This window comes from Streptomyces sp. 2-1, from assembly GCF_048564895.1.
In the GTDB taxonomy this organism is placed as follows: Bacteria; Actinomycetota; Actinomycetes; order Streptomycetales; family Streptomycetaceae; genus Streptomyces; species Streptomyces phaeochromogenes.
In genome coordinates this window covers 4,077,835-4,094,613 of record NZ_CP183383.1, presented here as the reverse complement: position 1 = coordinate 4,094,613, position 16,779 = coordinate 4,077,835, and the positions used below count along the sequence as shown (strand labels likewise).

Genomic DNA, 16,779 nt, shown 5'->3' with positions numbered 1-16,779 from the left:
ACAGCGGAGGTCGTCTAGACCGTCGTGGAGTCCTGCTCCTCCTGGAGCTCGGCGCGGGCCTTCCCGCGCCGCACCTTCTCCAGTACCAGCGCGATGCCGACGACGACGGCCGCGACGAGAAGCGACAGCAGTACGGTCTGGCGGCCGTCGTGCTCGGTGTCGGTGAGCATGTAGCCGAGGACGAAGACGATCAGCGCGATCGTCGCGTACGTCAGATACGGGTACAGCCACATGCGCACGACGAGCTTCTCCGGCGTCTCGCGCTCGATGATCTTCCGCATCCGCAGCTGCGAGAGGCAGATGACGAGCCAGACGAACAGGGCGACCGCGCCGGAGGAGTTGACCAGGAAGAGGAAGACCGAGTCGGGGAACTCGTAGTTGAAGAACACCGCGACGAAGCCGAAGACGACCGAGGCGATGATCGCCGACATCGGCACACCACGGCCGGTGGTGCGGGCGAAGGCCTTCGGGGCGTCACCGCGCTGGCCGAGGGAGAAGGCCATGCGGGAGGCCGTGTAGAGGCCGGAGTTGAGACAGGACAGTACGGACGTCAGCACGATGAACTTCATGATCTCGCCGGCGTTCGGGATGCCGAGCGAGTTCAGGGCGGCGACGTACGAGCCGTCCTTCTGGATGGCGTCCGAGTCCCAGGGCAGCAGCGTGACCACGACGAAGATCGAGCCGAGGTAGAAGACGCCGATCCGCCAGATGATGCTGTTGGTGGACTTGGTCACCGCGCGCTGCGGGTTCTCCGACTCACCCGCCGCGAGGGTGGCGATCTCGCTGCCCATGAAGGAGAAGACGACGAGCAGGATGCCGGTGAGGATCGCGCCCGGCCCGTTCGGCAGGAACCCGCCGTGGTCGGTGAGGTTCCCGAGCCCGGCCGAGTCGCTGTCGACACCCGGCAGTACGCCGAAGACGGCGAGCCCGCCGATGACGATGAACGCGCCGATCGCGACGACCTTGATCCCGGCGAACCAGAACTCGAACTCTCCGTACGAGCCGACGGAGACCAGGTTCGTCGCGGTCAGGACGACCATGACGATGAGCGCCCAGCCCCACTGCGGTACCGCGGGGATCCAGCTCTCCAGGATCACGGCACCCGCGGTCGCCTCGATGGCGAGCACGACGACCCAGAAGAACCAGTACAGCCAGCCGATCGAGAACCCGGCCCAGCGGCCGAGCGCCCGGTCCGCGTGCGCGGAGAACGAGCCCGAGGTCGGGTTCGCGGCGGACATCTCGCCGAGCATCCGCATCACGAGGACGACCATCGTGCCGACGAGGGCGTACGACAGGAGGATGCCGGGGCCCGCGGTGGCGATACCGGAGCTGGAGCCGACGAACAGGCCGGCGCCGATGACTCCGCCGATGGCGATCATCGAGAGGTGACGGTTCTTGAGCCCGGCCTGGAGGCCGGCGTCGGGCCCTCCGGGTTCTCCGGGCCCGTCGGGGCCGTTTCCGGCCTTCGTCATAGTCGGCTGCGAGGTCATAGGACGGTGTTCCTTTGCGCCGGGGACTGTGGGGGAGGGGACTGGGTGGGGGATTGCGTGGGGGACTACGAGCCACCGCGGATGTTGCGGATACGGCGGATTTCCTAGGGGAGCCCGTACGAGCGGTGTACGGGGGATGCACACGAGGTGCACGAGCCGGTCCAGTGAATCCCAGGCGAATGGATTCGTGAACCTTTGAATCCAGATCGTTACTTGAGGTTTCCTTGAGGTTCTGTAGTGTTGCTCACACTTTTCCGTCATGCGACTCAGCGCATTTCGTGCGCCTGCCCCGACGGGGCCGATCGGAAACAGGCGTGTCACACTCGGACCATGCGCGTGTATCTCGGCTCCGACCATGCCGGTTTCGAACTCAAGAACCACCTCGTCGAGTGGCTCAGGGCGGCCGGGCACGAGCCCGTCGACTGCGGGCCCCTCATCTATGACGCCCAGGACGACTACCCGCCGTTCTGCCTCCGCGCCGCGGAGCGCACGGCGGCCGACCCGGGCTCGCTGGGCATCGTGATCGGCGGCTCGGGGAACGGGGAGCAGATCGCGGCGAACAAGGTCGAGGGTGTGCGGGCCTCGCTCGCCTGGAGCGAGCAGACCGCGGCGCTCGGGCGCGAGCACAACGACGCCAACGTGGTGGCTGTCGGGGCCCGCATGCACACCGAGGAGGAGGCGACCAAGTTCGTCGAGATCTTCCTCGGCACGCCCTTCTCCGGCGACGAGCGCCACATCCGCCGCATCGACATGCTGTCGACGTACGAGACAACAGGCGACCTCCCGGCGATCCCGGCCCACCACCCGCAGGGCTAGGGACTTTCGTCGCCCCCGCCGCCCCTACCCATTCCCGTCCCTTTTCGGGGGCCAGCCCCCGAACCCCCGCTCCTCAAACGCCGGAGGGGCTGAAGATTTCGCGGCCGAGGCTGAAGACTTCGAGGGCTCGGCTGAAGACTTCGGGGGCTGGGCTGGACTTCTATAGCCCAGTCCAGGCACATCTCAGCCCGTCCGGCGTTTGAGGACGAGGCCGTTCAGGCCGATGGCGGGGGTCTGGGGGCGGCAGCCCCCAGTTTCGGGAAGGGGCGGGGCTGGGGAAGAGGAACCGCCCGTACAGCAACCGCACACCGACCAGGAGGCGCCGTGCCCGAAGGGCACACCATTCATCGGCTGGCCGAGGACTACCTCGCCGGCTTCGGTGGACGCAGGGCACACGTCACCAGCCCCCAGGGCAAGTTCACGGACGCCGCCGCCCTCCTGAACGGCACGGAACTCACCACGGCGGAAGCCCACGGCAAACACCTCTTCCTCCGCTTCGAGTCCGAGGACTGGATCCACATCCACCTCGGCCTCTTCGGCAAAGTGAACTTCGGCACCACCCCCGCACCCCCACCCACGGACACGGTCCGCCTGAGACTCGCGAACGACACCACGTACGTGGACCTCCGCGGCCCCACCACCTGCACGCTGATCACGGACGCGGAGAAGCAGGCGATACACGCCCGCCTGGGCCCGGACCCCCTCCGCGAGGACGCGGAACCGGCACGCGCGTACAGCCGCGTCTCCCGCAGCCGTTCGACGGTCGCCGCCCTCCTCATGGACCAGAAGATCATCGCGGGCGTGGGCAACGTCTACCGCGCCGAGGTCCTCTTCCGGCACGGCATCGACCCGTACAGAGCGGGCAAGGACATCACGGCGGCCGAGTGGGACGCGATCTGGGCGGACCTGGTCGCGCTCATGCGCGAGGGCGTGCGCAACAACCGGATCGACACCGTCCGCCCGGAGCACGAACCGGAGGCGATGGGCCGCCCGCCGCGCAAGGACGACCACGGCGGCGAGGTCTACGTGTACCGCAGGGCCAACCTGCCCTGCCTCATCTGTGGCGGCGAGATCCGCACCGCCGATCTCGCCGCCCGCAACCTCTTCTGGTGCCCGACCTGCCAGAAGACCTGAAAGCCGTCAGACCCGGCAGCGGGCGAATCCGAAACGGCTCGAACAACTCAGAAGCCGTGCGGCAGCCAAGGCGCCACGACGGAGGAGAAGCCGAGCGAGGCCTCCGCGAGGGCGCCCTGGCGCAACTCCCGCACCCGCCCCGCCGCGGCGAGCGAGGAGAGGGACACGCCACCGAGATAGGCCGACCCCAACTCCCGTACGGACAGGGTGAGATCGGCCGCGTCGGCCGTCCGCGTGCAGGACGCGCCCTTCGCGTCACCCGTGAGCCGCCAACGCCCCTCGTTCCAGGGGCAGAAGGAGTCCTCGACCTCGAACACGACGTCCATGGGCGCCTGGTACGTCCGTGCCTCCAGCGCCGCACCGACGTCGACGAGCCGCACGTACAGCGAGTCGCGGAGCGACAGCCCGCACCGCCGGGGGTCGGAGACCAGATGCTGCCAGGCGTCGTCGACGGGACGGCTGTGCGTCTTCACCGTCGACGTCAGGTCGATGCCGAAGAGGTGCCGCCACAGCGCGGCGTACGCGGCCGGGTCGAGCGCCTCCAGGTCGCGCAGTTCGACGGCGCCGCTGGGGCCGGCCGAGTCCCAGTCCGGCTTGATGAAGTACCGCGCGTAGCCGACCACTTCGCCGTCCCGCTCCGCGAGCACGCACTGCAGCGGCGAGGTGCCTTTGCGGTCGCTCTCCGGGTCGAGCAGCGGCAGCCGCTCCCAGCCGGGCCTGCGATCCAGCATCCCGGGCCTGGCCGCCGCCTGACGCGCGTACACGGCCTCGCAGGCGTCGCGTACGGTCGGCGCGTCCGGCACCACGAGCCGCAGCCGTACGTCGTCCGTGCCCTCCGGCACCGACAGCCGCACCCGGGACGTGTCGATCTCGGCGCGCAGTTGGTGTGTCGCGGCGCCGTAGCCGAACCGGCCGTAGATGACGGGTTCGGACGCCGTGAGCACGGCGAGCGACTCGCCCCAGGACCGTACGTCGTCCAGCTGGCGCCGTATCATCGACCGCAGCACACCGCGCCTGCGGTGCGTCGAGGCGACGCTGACCATCGTGACGCCGGCCGCCTGCACGGCGGCGCCGCCCGGGACGGTGACCCGGAAGGTGAACGCACCGGTCGTGCCCACGCAGTCGTCGCCGTCCCAGGCGCCGATGAACCGGTCGTGCTCCGTGAGGTCGCTCCACAGCGACCTCTCCTCGGGGGATTCCGTGACCCCGCCGAACGCGAGCTCCAGGTTCCCGTACCACTTGTCCCAGTCGTCCGGGCGCAGCACGCGCAGTTCTGTCGTCATGTCCTCATGCCTACCAGGGCAATCCGGGATGAGCGACTGTATTTCTCCCTCGTCGGCGATGTCGGGTCCGTATCCGGCCGTACGCTCTGCGAGGGTCGGAATTCCCTGTGACTTCCGTCCCCGGACGGGGGACAAGTGGGACCTCCCGTGCCAAGCACCTGGTCCGATGGATAGGGTCCCGAACTAATGGCAGCAGGACGAGAGCGGCGCGCTGAAGCCGATACGTTCACGGCCCGGTTGAAGAAGCAGGTTCACCGGGTCCGCACCGGCCTGCGCAGATCCGCTGTCGACTACTTCCGCGGCGACGGCTCCGACTGGGTCGCGCTCGCCGGTCTGCTGCTGACCATTCCCGTGATCGCCTGCCTCACACTCATGAACTCGGTGTGGTGCTCGCCCGCGCTGCTGGTCCTGCCGATCGTCGCCGGCGGGCTGCTGCTGCGGCCGTCGAGCCTGCTCGGGCTGTACGCGGCGGCTGCCACCGCGCTGATCGTGGAGTCCGTGAAACTCGGGCCGTACACGGAGGGGCCTTCCCGGGTGACGCCCGGGATCGTGCTGGTCGTGGCCGCGTGCGGGTTCTTCGGGCTGCTGATCGCCCAGTTCCGCAGCCGGGTGGGTGTGCCGTGGCGGCGGGGCGGGACCATGCTGTTCGACCTCCGCGAGCGGATCCGCGTGCAGAGCAAGTTGCCGAAGCTGCCGATGGGTTGGCATCGGGAGATGGCCCTGCGGCCGGCCGGCGGGCAGTCGTTCTCGGGCGACTTCGTCGTGGCGGCCCGTACGAACGGGGGCCGCACGCTCGAAGTTGTCCTGACGGACGTCTCCGGCAAGGGGATGGACGCGGGGTCGCGTGCGCTGCTTCTGTCCGGGGCGTTCGGGGGGTTGCTGGGCTCGCTTCCCCCGCACGCCTTCCTGCCCGCGGCGAACGGGTACTTGCTCCGGCAGGACTGGGACGAGGGGTTCGCCACGTCCATCCACCTGGTCCTGGACCTGGACTCGGGCGACTACGAGTTGTTCTCGGCCGGACATCCGCCGGGGCTTCAACTCAGCGCGGGGAGTGGGCGCTGGGAGGAGAAGGCCGCGGAGGGGCCGTTGCTGGGGGTGTACGACGGGGCCCAGTTCGACCCTGTGAAGGGTTCCCTGCGGCCCGGAGATGTCCTGATGCTCTTCACGGACGGACTGGTCGAGACATCCGACCGGGACATCGTCGAGGGCATCGACCGCCTCACCGGCGAGGCCGACCGGTACGTGGCCGGCGGCTTCCACGGCGCCGCCTGGCACCTCATCGAGGCGGTGGCCAAGGACGTCAACGACGACCGAGCGCTCCTACTGATCTGCCGCGAGGGCGCGACGACGGGCCCGGCAACGGTCTGAGCGGGCCCGGGCCCTCCGCGTTCGGCTGCGCTGTCGCTGATCGCGCAGTTCCCCGCGCCCCTGAGTAAGCGAGGGCTGACGTCCGCCTCTCGGGCACGAGGAACGGCGGGCGACGCCCTTCCAGGGGCGCGGGGAACTGCGCGGGCAACGAGGGCGGACGGCACGTGTCGACAGGCCCTGGCACCGGCGTCCTTAGGGGCGCGAGGAACCGCGCGACAAGCAACAGCGCGCCCGCACCAACCAATCCACCCCAACCCCACCCACCCAAATCCCCACCCACCCCGGGGCGGAGCCCCAAGTTTCGGGAAGGGGTGGGGTTGGGGAAGAGAAACCCCTCCCTCAACCGACCCGAACCACGTCCCGCTCAACCTCCCGGTCGGCCCGCCCCCCGGGCAACACCCGAGCCAGCCACCCCGACCGCCCCGCGGCCAACGGCCCAAGAACAGCCAACAACAACACATACCCCGCGATGAACGGCGACAGCCGATCATCGAGCCCCGCCACCGCGGCCATCGTCGCAAGGATGAGCGCGAACTCCCCCCGAGCAAGAAGAGTCGTGGAGATATTGGCGGCGGGCCCGGCCCCGAACCCGTACACACGAGCCGCCCCAAGCCCCGCGAGCACGTTCATGACGAGCGTCAGCGCCACCGCGGCCAGCACAGGCCAGAGCACGGTAGGCAGGTCACCGGGATCGATGGACAGCCCGAACGCGAAGAAGAACATCGCACCGAAGGCGTCCCGCAGGGGATGCACCAGCTTGCGAATCCGCTCCCCGGAGGACGTGCTGCCGAGCATCAGCCCGACCATGAACGCCCCGATCGCGTCCGCCACCCCGAACCACTCCGAGACCCCAGCCATGAACACGGCCGCCCCGAGGAAGGAGATGACCAGCAGCTCGTCGTCCTTGGTGTCGAAGAGCCGCCCCACCACCCGCGTACCGAACCGCGCCGCGAGGGCGAGCAGCAGCAGGAAGGCGAAGGCCTTGCCGCCGTCGAGGACGGCCGCGCCGAGGGAGTTCGCGCCGGACAGGATCGGCTGGAGGGCCGCGAGGTAGAGGGCGAGGAAGACGTCCTCGACGACGATGATGCCGAGGATCGGCTTGGTCTCGGGGTTGCCGAGCCGCCCGGTGTCCACGAGCACCTTGGTCACGATGGCGGACGACGAGATGCCCAGTACCCCGGCGAGGACCAGCGCCTCGGAGGTGCCCCAGCCGAGGGCGAATCCGAAGCCCAGGCCCGCGCCGACGTTCAGCGCGAGGTAGGTCCCTCCGGCGAGGGCCATCCGGCGCCCGCCCGCCTTGAGGTCGTCCATGTGGAACTCGAGGCCGAGGTAGAAGAGCAGCAGGACCAGGCCGAGTGCGGAGAGCATCTCCATGTCGTGCGGGTCCGAGACGAGCACGATGCCGGGCGTGTGGGGGCCGAGCAGTATCCCGGCCAGGATGAAGAGGGGAATCGTGGGGAGCCCGATCCGGGCACCCGCGCGGGCGAGAACGGCGGCGGCCAGAAAGGCACCGCCCATGGCGATCAGAAGCTCTGCGTGTCCGATGGGCCCGTTCCTCCTTGGTCAAGGGAGCGTCAAGAAATCGTCAGTAATTAGTTTACCAAACGATCTGGAGTGCCTGCCGGACCGGACCGAGTGGTGGGGTTTACCCCAGCTGGACTCGGCGGTCGCCCTCATGGTCCCGAGTGGTCCCGAATCCGTAGTTTCGAGACATCGGCAGCGAGCGTGCTGCGACGAGCGGGGCGACGAGTGAGGGAAGGCGGACCCGGCCATGGGGCTGCGCAGGAAGCGGTACGGGGACGGGGACGGGGACGGGGACGCCGTACAGGTACAGGGCACGACCGGCCCGGTGGGGGACTGGGCCGTTGAACTGCGGGGCGTGCGGCGGCAGTACGGGCGCGGCGCCTCCGCCGTGCACGCCCTGCGCGGTATCGACCTCGCGCTCCCGCGCGGCAGCTTCACCGCCGTGATGGGACCGTCCGGCTCGGGCAAGTCCACGTTCCTGCAGTGCGCGGCGGGCCTCGACCGGCCGAGCGGCGGCACGGTCAGGCTCGGCGGCACGGACATCACGGGCATGAGTGAGAACAAGCTCACGGCGCTGCGGCGTTCGCGTCTCGGGTTCGTCTTCCAGGCGTTCAACCTGCTGCCGTCCCTGACCGTGGAGCAGAACGTGGTGCTGCCGATGCGCCTGGCCGGTCACCGGCCCGACCGGCGCCGGTCGGCCGCGGTCCTCGGCCAGGTCGGCCTCGACGGCCTGGGGCGCCGACGCCCCGGCCAGCTCTCCGGCGGGCAGCAGCAGCGCGTCGCCATCGCCCGCGCCCTCGTCACCCGGCCCGACGTCGTCTTCGCGGACGAGCCGACCGGCGCGCTCGACACGACCACCGCCGCCGAGGTTCTCGGTCTGCTGAGGCAGGCCGTGGACGGGCTCGGCGCCACGGTCGTCATGGTCACCCACGATCCGGCGGCCGCCGCCTGGTCCGACCGCGTCCTGTTCCTCGCCGACGGCTCGATCGTCGACCACCTGGAGCGTGCCCCGGCCGACCGGATCGCCGCCCGCATGGCGTCGCTGGCCGCGCCCTCCTTCTCGGGAGCGGCAGCCTGATGTTCGTGCCCAACGGCCTCGCCCGCGCCGCCGTCCGCTTCAAGCCCGCCGCCTTCGTGGGCACGTTCGTCGCGCTCGCCATGGCCGCGTTCATCGTCTCGGCCTGCGGGATCCTCCTGGAGACCGGCCTGCGGGCCTCGGTTCCGCCCGTTCGCTACGCCGGCGCGCCGGTGGTCGCCGCCGCCGACCAGCGGGCCCACCTCGTCACCGGCCACGGCGACGACCGGGAGGACGACGCCGTGCCGGTCCCGGACAGGGTCTGGCTGGACAACTCCCTGGTGGCGAAGGCCGGTTCCGTGGCAGGGGCCCGCGCGGCGGTGCCGGATGTGACCTTCCCCGTCCAGACGAGGGAGGGCGAGCAGGTCACCGCCCACGGCTGGGGCTCCACCGCCTTCACCGGTGAACGGCTGTCGTCCGGGCAGGCTCCCGGGGCAGGCGAAGTCGCCCTCACGAAGGGCGTCCTCGCGAACGGCAGGGTGGGCGACCGCGTCACCCTCACCACGGCCGACGGCCCCCGCACCTTCCGCGTATCCGGGCTCCTGAAGGCCGGGGCGCCCACCGTCTGGTTCACCGACATCGAAGCCGTACGCGTCTCCGGGCACCCCGGCCGCGTCGACGCCATCGCCGTCCTCCCGAAGCAGGGCGTGTCGGCCGGCACCCTCAAGTCCCAGGTGGAGCACGCTCTCGGCAACCGCGCCGAGGTGTACGCGGGGGGCGACCGCGGCACCGTCGAGGACTTCTCTCTCGCCGAGGCCAAGGAACTGCTCGTCGCGCTCGGCGGCTCCTTCGGCGGTATCGCCGCGACGGTCGCCGTCTTCACGGCGATGGGCACCGTGGCGCTGTCCGTCGCCCAACGCGCCCGCGAGTTCGCCCTGTTGAGGGCCATCGGCACGACCCCGCGTCAGATCCGCCGCTCCATCGCCACCGAGAACCTGCTCGTCGCACCCCTCGCGGGCCTGGCCGGCCTTCTGCCCGGGATCGCGCTGGCCGGCTGGTGGTTCGGACAGCTCAAGGACAAGGGAGCGATCCCGGAGGCCGTCGACCTGTCCGTCTCGTACATCCCGCTGCTCTCGGCCGTCGGCGCGGTCCTCCTCGCCGCGCTGCTCGCCGGGTACGCGGCCGCCCGCCGCCCGGCACGGATCAAGCCGGGCCAGGCGCTCACCGAGGCCTCCGTGGAGCGGCTGCGCCCGGGCTGGATCCGTACACCGCTGGGGATCGCGGCGGCTGCCGGAGGCTGTGTCTGTGCGGGGCTCGCCGCGTCGTTGACCGGCGAGGACGCGGCCAACGCGGCGCTGGGCATCGTCATGCTGTTCATGCTGGCCGTGGCGCTGCTCGGACCACTGGTCGCACGCGCCTGCGCCGCCCTGTTCGGGCTCCCGCTGCGCGGCGCGGGAGCGTCCGCCTCGCTCGCCGCCGCCAACTCCCGTACGAACGCCCGCCGGCTGGCCTCCGCCATCACCCCGATCGTCCTCGCGATGGCCTTCTCGTCCGTCCTCGTCTTCATGCACACCAGCGAGGAGCGGGTCACCCAGGAGCAGCAGCGGGACGGCATCGTGGCCGACCACATCGTGACGTCGGACGCGGGGCTGGCCCCGGACGCCGTACGCGCGGCCGCTCGTGCACCCGAAGTCACCGCCGCCGTCGGCCTGTTGAAGACCGAGGTGCTCGTGCGGGCGAACGGGTACCTGGACTCGGCCTCCACCCAGGGCGTCACGGGCTCGGCACGCGACCTGGCCCGGGTGCAGGACCCGAAGGTCGACAAGGGCGCCCTGTCCCTGGAGCGGGGCGAGATCGCGGTCGACGCCTCACTGGCCGAGAACGCCGGCGCCGGCGTGGGCGACCGGATGGAACTGCGCCTGCCCGACGGCACGAAGACGTCCCCGCGCATCGTGGCGACGTACGAGCGGGGCATGGGACTGTCCCAGGTCACCATGGGTCAGGCGGACTTGGCGGGCCACGTCGGCTCCGCGTTCCTCACGGAGGTCTGGACGAAGGGCGGGAGCGCCGGTGACCTGGCGAAGGTGGGCACCGTCCTGGACCGCGCGGACTACACGACCGCCCAGTCCCTCGACCGCGAGCTGAACGCCTGGGCGAACACCGTCATGGCGGCCGTCCTCGGCGGATTCGCGGCCGTCGCCGCCGCCAACACCCTGGTGATGACGGTCCTCGACCGCCGACGCGAGCTGGGCACGCTGCGGCTCATCGGTTCCACCCGCCGCCAGGTGATGCGCATGATCCGCTGGGAGGCCCTGCTCGTCGCGCTCGCCGGCATCGCCCTCGGCACGGCCATCGCGCTCGCCACGCTCGTCCCGATGATGAAGGGCCTGACGGGCCAGGCACCGTACATACCCCCGCTGGTGTACGGCTCGTTCGCGGCGGCCATTGTGATCCTCGGCCTGACGGCGGCGACCGTACCGGCGCGGGCCGCGATACGGGGCACACTCGACCCATGAACGAGAACGAGCGCCGAGTGACCGAGAGACCCCTGCTGACCCTCACCGAGGTCGAGGCCCTGGCGCGGAACGCGCACGCCGCCCAGACGGACAAGGCGGGCCGCCCGTACACCGAACACCTGCTGGCCGTGGCCGACGGGGTGCGGGCCCGCGGCGGCGACGAGGAGCAGATCGCCGCCGCCTGGCTGCACGACTCGGTGGAGGACGACGCGCTCTCCGAGGACTGGCTCCGAGAGGCCGCCCTGTCCCGGCGCACGAAGGACATCGTGCTGGCCCTCACCAAGCGGCAGGGCGAGCCCCCGGAGCCCTACGCCGACCGCATCCTGGCCACCCCGGGAGCCCTCCTGGTGAAGGAGTCCGACCTGGCCCACAACGCGAACCCGACCCGCCTGGCGGCCCTGGACGAGTTCACCCGGGCCCGCCTGACCCAGAAGTACACAAAGATGCGCAAACTCCTGGGCCTGCCGCGCCCCTGACCGCGCCCCTTCAGGGGCGCGATGGGGGCGCGAAAGGGGCGCGCCCTACGACTTCTTGGCCCGCTCCCGGGCCAACTCGGTGGCGTCCCTCTTGAACGCCCACTCCATCTTCGGCTCCATCGCGAAGCGGAACGCCCGCTGCACGGGCGGAGTGCACAGCACGGTGATGACCGCGGCCGCGGCGACCGTGAGGAAGATCTCGCCGAGCGGCTGGTTCAGCCACGCGTAGTCGTCGTACCAGCCCCAGAAGCGGGAGCCCTTGGCGAGGAAGCCGTGCAGCAGATAGCCGTACAGCGTGCCCGCGCCGAGCACCGTGAACCACATCTTGCGGCGCGGCACCCAGGCGAAGAAGCACGAGGTGAGTACGAGCGAGCACCCGAACATGGCGAGCGTCATCACGACACCGGCCCACCAGGGGGCACCCAACTCCTGGGCGCTGTCGCGGTGGTAGAACCACGCCGAGTTCATGCGCGGCCCCGCCCAGTAGGCGAAGGCGAGCGCGCCCAGGAGGACCGGAACCGACAGGATCCGTACCTCGCGGCGCCGCATGAGCTGGAAGTGCTCGGGCTTCATGAACAGGCCCACGACGAAGAACGGCAGGAACTGCAGGACCCGCTGGAGGTCCAGGTCGTCGCCGATGTCGGGAGAGACGGAGGCGAGGATCGCGATGGCGAGCGCGAGCGGCACGGGCCAGCGCACGACCTTCCACAGCGGGACCGTCATCCGCCACACGAACAGCGCGACCAGGAACCACGTGAGGTACCAGGGGTCGAGCAGGCTGATCGGATGGCTCGGGTCGTCGTCCGCCCACTTCTTGAAGAGGGAGTACGCGACCTCGAAGAGGATGTACGGCACGGCGATGCCCGTGACCAGCCGCTGGAGCCGGTCGGTGCGCATGTCGAAACTGCGGGAGAAGTAGCCGGAGATGAGGATGAAGGCCGGCATGTGGAAGGTGTAGACGACCATGTAGAGCGCCTCGGCGGCGCGGCTGTGGTCGGTCAGCGGTTCCCAGGCGTGACCCATCGCGACGAACACGATCGCCAGGTACTTGGCGTTGTCGAAGAACGCGTCGCGCTGCTTGGCGGGCTTGGTGCCCGGCCTGGTGGTGGCGGTACCCGGTTGCGGGGATCCCGGGTTCCGTGCTGGTCGCGGGCTCGGTACACCCGGCGCCGGTGTCTGTGCCGACGGGAGCGGAGCCCTCTGTTGGCCGTACGGACGGAGCGAGTTCGTCACAGACCCTCCCACCAGGAGCTGGGGGAGACGATCCTGGACCTCGCTGCGCGTGCGGGGGACGTGGCAGCGTAGAACATCTGAGGCACCCTAGCGTTGTCTGTGTGATTTCGTAAAACCTCTGAGGCGAATCCTGCTATCGCCGTACGGGTACCCGGTATTTGGCGAAGTCCTCATGCGGATGCCTGTGTCGATCGTCATACCGCAAGCGGGTGTTACGTCCTGCTTCGTCACGACTAAATGGTGCATAACGCCCGCGGGCGACTCTGGTGAAATGTCCGGTTGAGTCGTCTTTAGTGACCCGTCTTCAGTCTCGTCGCTGTGCCTGTGGCAACAATTCGAATTGGCTGCGAACAGGTTGTGTGGACGAGTGTGTGGACATGGAAACGATCTTCCTGAATTCCTCGTGAGAGGGATGCCTCGAATTGCCGTGCGACGCCCGGCTGTTCGCGTCTGTGACCGAAGGATGACTCTCCCGCCGCATACGCCGGGCTCGTTGGTGGCACGATGGTTCTGGCGGGGGTGTGCGGGGTTGCACCTCCGGGCCGGGAGAGCGGACCGACCGTAGGGTGTGATCAGTTGTGGCCATTTCGCTGTCAGTGGTGCTTCTGTTGGGGATCGTCCTGGTGGTGTTGATACGAGGGGGATCGATCAAGGGCGGGCCGGCGGTGGTCGCCGTGCTCTTCGGTTTCTTCCTCGCCTCCACAGGCATGGCGGACGACATCCAACGGTTCCTCAACTCGGTAGCGGAGACCATCAACTCGATCCAGTTCTGAGCGACTCGGGCTCGCCCGGCGGGCAAGGGCACCGGGGAGGAAGAACTGCTCCCCTCGCCCGGCTCTGCGTGGAGACCGGTCGGCGGCGCCCTGTTGACGCCGTACGGAATCCGCCCGGTCCACGCGGTGGACGTCCGGGCCCTCCGGCCGACGTACGACTTCTCGTCCGTTCTTCGCCTTTGTCCGGGCCGCCTTCGTTCGAACCGCCCTCTTCGCGACCGCTTTCGCCTCAACCGCCTGCGTTCTCGACCGCCTGCGTCTCAACCGTCCTCTTGACCGAAGGAGTCCGAGGAAGTGAGCCCCGAGACCACCTGGCAGCTGCGTGAGAGCTGGGAGAGTCCGATCGGAACCCTCCGGTGGGACCGCCTGGGGCCGGAGGACGGTCCGCCCATGGTGCTGCTGCACGGCACCCCGTTCTCGTCGTACGTGTGGCACGAGATCGCCCCGGCGCTCGCCGCCGACGGCCACCGGGTCCACGTCTGGGACATGCCGGGCTACGGCGGTTCGCAGAAGAGCGACGGCCAGGACGTCTCCCTCAAGGCGCAGGGCGAGGTGTTCGCCGAGCTCCTCGGGGTCTGGGGACTGTCGAACCCGTCGGTGATCGCCCACGACTTCGGCGGCTGCGTCGCGCTGCGCGCGCACCTGCTGCACAAGGCCGAGTACCGGCGCCTGGCCCTGGTCGACCCCGTCGCGCTCGCCCCCTGGGGTTCACCCTTCTTCCGCCTGGTCGCCGAGCACGCGGCGGTCTTCGGGCAACTGCCCGCACCCCTGCACGAGGCCCTCGTCCGCGAGTACGTGGGCTCCGCGAGCCATCGGGGGCTGCTGCCCGAGGTCCTGGACGCACTGGTCGCCCCCTGGACGGACCCGGCGGGACAGGCGGCGTTCTACCGCCAGATCGCCCAGGCCGACCAGCGCTACACGGACGAGGTCCAACCCCTCTATCCCACGCTGAACCTGCCGGTCACCGTCTGCTGGGCCACCGAGGACACCTGGATCCCACCCGCCAAGGGCGAGGAACTCGCCTCCCTGATCCCGGGTGCCCGCCTCCGCCCGATCCCGGACGCCGGCCACCTGGTCCCCCTGGACGCCCCGGCCCGCCTCCTGGGCGAGCTGATCGCCTTCCTCCGGAACTGAAGCCGTAAAAGAAGCCGGAACCGAACCCGCCCGGAAACGAACCTGCCCCGGAAACGCGTCAGGGCCAGGTCGGAGAATGGATCTCCGACCTGGCCCTGAGCCGTACAGAGCGGGCGACGGGAATCGAACCCGCGTAGCTAGTTTGGAAGACTAGGGCTCTACCATTGAGCTACGCCCGCACAGGACGCGCCGCAGGTCAGTGACGCGCGGCACGGAAGCATCGTAGCGGGTCGCACCCCCTCGTCGCACACCCCGTTCCGGAGGGCCCGAGTGCCCCGTGAAATGCGGGAGCCGCGCCGCCTGCGGGCATGTACCCTACGTCTCGCACCAGACGGGGTGTGGCGCAGCTTGGTAGCGCGTCCGCTTTGGGAGCGGAAGGCCGTGGGTTCAAATCCCGCCACCCCGACCACCGTGCCGGACCACTGTGCCGGACATCGGCAAGATCACCTTTTGGGGCGTGTCCCGCCTGCGGCTAGTATGCAAACTGCGCGCCCGTGTGTCTGCATTGTTACGTCCCTCAAGGGCCGCCAATCCGCTGAGGCTCCGCCGTATCCGGCGGGGAACGTCAGCAGAACCCAAAGAAGTCAGCCCCCAAGGAGACCGAACCGTGAAGAGCGCCGTGGAGACCCTGAACCCGACCCGGGTTCGGCTCAGCATCGAGGTGCCCTTCGAGGAGCTCAAGGACAGCCTCGACGCGGCGTACAAGAAGATCAACCAGCAGGTCACGGTGAAGGGGTTCCGGAAGGGCAAGATTCCGGCGCGCGTCATCGACCAGCGGTTCGGCCGCGGTGCGGTTCTTGAGGAAGCGGTCAACGACGCGCTTCCGAAGTTCTACACCGACGCCGTGAACGAGGCCGAGCTGAACGTCCTCGGCCAGCCCGAGGTCGACATCACGGAGCTGAAGGACGGCGAGACGCTGAACTTCACCGCCGAGGTCGACGTCCGCCCGGCCATCGAGATCCCGGACTACTCCGGCATCGAGGTCGAGGTCGACGCAGTCGAGGTCAGCGAAGAGGACGTCGACAAGGCCGTCGAGGAGCTGCGTGAGCGCTTCGCCTCGACCGCCCCGGTCGAGCGTGCCGCCGAGGACGGCGACGTCGTCACCCTCGACCTGGAGGCCAAGGTCGACGGCGAGGTCCTGGAGGACGGCGTCGCGAGCGGCGTCTCCTACACCATCGGCTCCGGTGAGCTGCTGGACGGCATCGACGACGCCGTGAAGGGCGTGGAGGCCGGTGGCGAGGCCACCTTCGCCTCCGAGCTCAAGGGCGGCTCGGCAGCCGGCAAGGAGGCCGAGGTCACCGTCAAGGTCACCCAGGTCGCCAAGCGCGAACTGCCCGAGCTGGACGACGACTTCGCGCAGCTCGCGTCCGAGTTCGACACCCTCGAAGAGCTGCGCGGCGACAGCCGCAAGCGCCTCGAGAACATGAAGCAGTACGACCAGGCCACGCAGGCCCAGGAGCGAGTCCTGGAGAAGCTGCTGGAGCTTGTCGAGGTGCCCGTCCCCGAGAAGCTGCTCGAGGACGAGATCAACACCCGCAAGCACAACCTGGAGCACCACCAGCTCGGCCAGATGGGCCTCGACCTCGAGAAGTACCTCGAGATCCAGGGCAAGACGGCCGAGGAGTTCGACACCGAGACCAAGGAAGCCGCGGTCAAGGGCATCAAGACGCAGTTCGTCCTGGACGAGCTCGTCAACAAGGAGAAGCTGAACGTCAACCAGGAGGAGCTCACCGAGCACCTCATGCGGCGCGCTGCCTCCTCCGGCATGTCTCCCGACCAGTTCGCCCAGCAGGTCGTCGAGGGTGGCCAGGTCCCGATGCTCGTCGGCGAGGTCGCCCGCGGAAAGGCCCTGGCCGTCGTGGTCGAGGCCGCCACGGTGAAGGACACGAACGGCGAGCTCGTCGACCTGGACGACGAGGACGAGGACGAGGTCTCTGCCGAGGACTCGACCGAGGCGGCCACCGAGGCCCCCAAGGCCGACGCCGCCGAGGAGAAGACCGAGGCCTGATCGCCTCAC

Annotated in this window: 13 protein-coding genes and 2 tRNA genes; 10 read left to right on the top strand and 5 right to left on the bottom strand. The window is 69.6% G+C overall.

The window, feature by feature from the left end; genetic code table 11:
- Window positions 1–14: 14 nt before the first annotated feature.
- Entirely contained in the window at window positions 15–1,490 is a 1,476-nt protein-coding gene (locus ACN20J_RS18015) for an amino acid permease (protein WP_419666302.1), read from the bottom strand.
- Window positions 1,491–1,820: 330 nt separating this feature from the next.
- On the opposite strand from ACN20J_RS18015, the gene ACN20J_RS18010 reads away from it, so the two are divergent.
- Both ACN20J_RS18010 and ACN20J_RS18005 read left to right on the top strand, forming a co-directional pair.
- Window positions 1,821–2,306, top strand: coding sequence for a ribose-5-phosphate isomerase (locus ACN20J_RS18010; protein WP_189837841.1), 486 nt, complete (start codon window positions 1,821–1,823; stop codon window positions 2,304–2,306).
- Window positions 2,307–2,630: 324 nt separating this feature from the next.
- On the top strand, window positions 2,631–3,440 hold the full coding sequence (locus ACN20J_RS18005; RefSeq protein WP_419666301.1) for an Fpg/Nei family DNA glycosylase: 810 nt from the start codon (window positions 2,631–2,633) through the stop codon (window positions 3,438–3,440).
- Between the two features lie 47 nt (window positions 3,441–3,487).
- Here the strand turns inward: ACN20J_RS18005 and ACN20J_RS18000 are convergent, their stop codons facing one another.
- Window positions 3,488–4,723, bottom strand: a complete 1,236-nt coding sequence (locus ACN20J_RS18000) for a GNAT family N-acetyltransferase (protein WP_419666300.1) — start codon at window positions 4,721–4,723, stop codon at window positions 3,488–3,490.
- A gap of 186 nt (window positions 4,724–4,909) precedes the next feature.
- On the opposite strand from ACN20J_RS18000, the gene ACN20J_RS17995 reads away from it, so the two are divergent.
- A complete protein-coding gene (locus ACN20J_RS17995) occupies window positions 4,910–6,091 on the top strand; it encodes a PP2C family protein-serine/threonine phosphatase (protein ID WP_189837844.1) in 1,182 nt (393 codons plus the stop codon).
- Between the two features lie 339 nt (window positions 6,092–6,430).
- Here ACN20J_RS17995 and ACN20J_RS17990 read toward each other — a convergent pair whose 3' ends face one another.
- Window positions 6,431–7,609: a cation:proton antiporter gene (locus tag ACN20J_RS17990; protein WP_189837845.1), complete on the bottom strand. Its 1,179-nt coding sequence runs from the start codon at window positions 7,607–7,609 to the stop codon at window positions 6,431–6,433.
- A gap of 253 nt (window positions 7,610–7,862) precedes the next feature.
- On the opposite strand from ACN20J_RS17990, the gene ACN20J_RS17985 reads away from it, so the two are divergent.
- The 3 genes from ACN20J_RS17985 to ACN20J_RS17975 are packed head-to-tail and all read left to right on the top strand — an operon-like array spanning window position 7,863 to window position 11,622.
- A complete protein-coding gene (locus tag ACN20J_RS17985; RefSeq protein ID WP_419666299.1) occupies window positions 7,863–8,693 on the top strand; it encodes an ABC transporter ATP-binding protein in 831 nt (276 codons plus the stop codon).
- The gene (locus ACN20J_RS17980; protein ID WP_419666298.1) at window positions 8,693–11,146 is read left to right on the top strand and encodes an ABC transporter permease; all 2,454 of its coding nucleotides are present in this window, start codon (window positions 8,693–8,695) and stop codon (window positions 11,144–11,146) included. The genes ACN20J_RS17985 and ACN20J_RS17980 overlap by 1 nt, the downstream gene beginning before the upstream one ends.
- The gene (locus ACN20J_RS17975) at window positions 11,143–11,622 is read left to right on the top strand and encodes an HD domain-containing protein (protein ID WP_419666297.1); all 480 of its coding nucleotides are present in this window, start codon (window positions 11,143–11,145) and stop codon (window positions 11,620–11,622) included. Before ACN20J_RS17980 ends, ACN20J_RS17975 begins: the two co-directional genes overlap by 4 nt.
- Window positions 11,623–11,667: 45 nt before the next feature.
- Here the strand turns inward: ACN20J_RS17975 and ACN20J_RS17970 are convergent, their stop codons facing one another.
- A complete protein-coding gene (locus tag ACN20J_RS17970; protein WP_419666296.1) occupies window positions 11,668–12,855 on the bottom strand; it encodes an acyltransferase family protein in 1,188 nt (395 codons plus the stop codon).
- Between the two features lie 578 nt (window positions 12,856–13,433).
- Between ACN20J_RS17970 and ACN20J_RS17965 the strand changes: the two genes are divergently transcribed.
- Complete coding sequence (locus ACN20J_RS17965; protein WP_055611884.1) at window positions 13,434–13,628, top strand: hypothetical protein; 195 nt, start codon at window positions 13,434–13,436, stop codon at window positions 13,626–13,628.
- A 294-nt stretch (window positions 13,629–13,922) separates the two neighbouring features.
- Window positions 13,923–14,762, top strand: coding sequence for an alpha/beta fold hydrolase (locus ACN20J_RS17960; RefSeq protein WP_419666295.1), 840 nt, complete (start codon window positions 13,923–13,925; stop codon window positions 14,760–14,762).
- A gap of 108 nt (window positions 14,763–14,870) precedes the next feature.
- On the opposite strand, the gene ACN20J_RS17955 is transcribed toward ACN20J_RS17960, so the two are convergent.
- Window positions 14,871–14,941 (bottom strand) — tRNA-Gly (locus ACN20J_RS17955).
- A gap of 153 nt (window positions 14,942–15,094) precedes the next feature.
- On the opposite strand from ACN20J_RS17955, the gene ACN20J_RS17950 reads away from it, so the two are divergent.
- Together ACN20J_RS17950 and tig are read left to right on the top strand one after the other, a co-directional pair.
- Window positions 15,095–15,171, top strand: a tRNA-Pro gene (locus ACN20J_RS17950).
- A 198-nt stretch (window positions 15,172–15,369) separates the two neighbouring features.
- Window positions 15,370–16,770 (top strand): trigger factor, encoded by a 1,401-nt coding sequence (gene tig / locus ACN20J_RS17945; RefSeq protein ID WP_419666294.1) that lies wholly within the window; start codon window positions 15,370–15,372, stop codon window positions 16,768–16,770.
- Window positions 16,771–16,779 lie beyond the last annotated feature (9 nt).

Coding starts and splice junctions, on each gene's coding strand:
- ACN20J_RS18000 (WP_419666300.1), bottom strand. CDS start 4,723: ATGACGACAGAACTGCGCGTGCTGCGCCCGGACGACTGGGACAAGTGG.
- ACN20J_RS18010 (WP_189837841.1), top strand. CDS start 1,821: ATGCGCGTGTATCTCGGCTCCGACCATGCCGGTTTCGAACTCAAGAAC.
- ACN20J_RS17985 (WP_419666299.1), top strand. CDS start 7,863: ATGGGGCTGCGCAGGAAGCGGTACGGGGACGGGGACGGGGACGGGGAC.
- ACN20J_RS17975 (WP_419666297.1), top strand. CDS start 11,143: ATGAACGAGAACGAGCGCCGAGTGACCGAGAGACCCCTGCTGACCCTC.
- ACN20J_RS18015 (WP_419666302.1), bottom strand. CDS start 1,490: ATGACCTCGCAGCCGACTATGACGAAGGCCGGAAACGGCCCCGACGGG.
- ACN20J_RS17980 (WP_419666298.1), top strand. CDS start 8,693: ATGTTCGTGCCCAACGGCCTCGCCCGCGCCGCCGTCCGCTTCAAGCCC.
- ACN20J_RS17995 (WP_189837844.1), top strand. CDS start 4,910: ATGGCAGCAGGACGAGAGCGGCGCGCTGAAGCCGATACGTTCACGGCC.
- ACN20J_RS17990 (WP_189837845.1), bottom strand. CDS start 7,609: ATGGGCGGTGCCTTTCTGGCCGCCGCCGTTCTCGCCCGCGCGGGTGCC.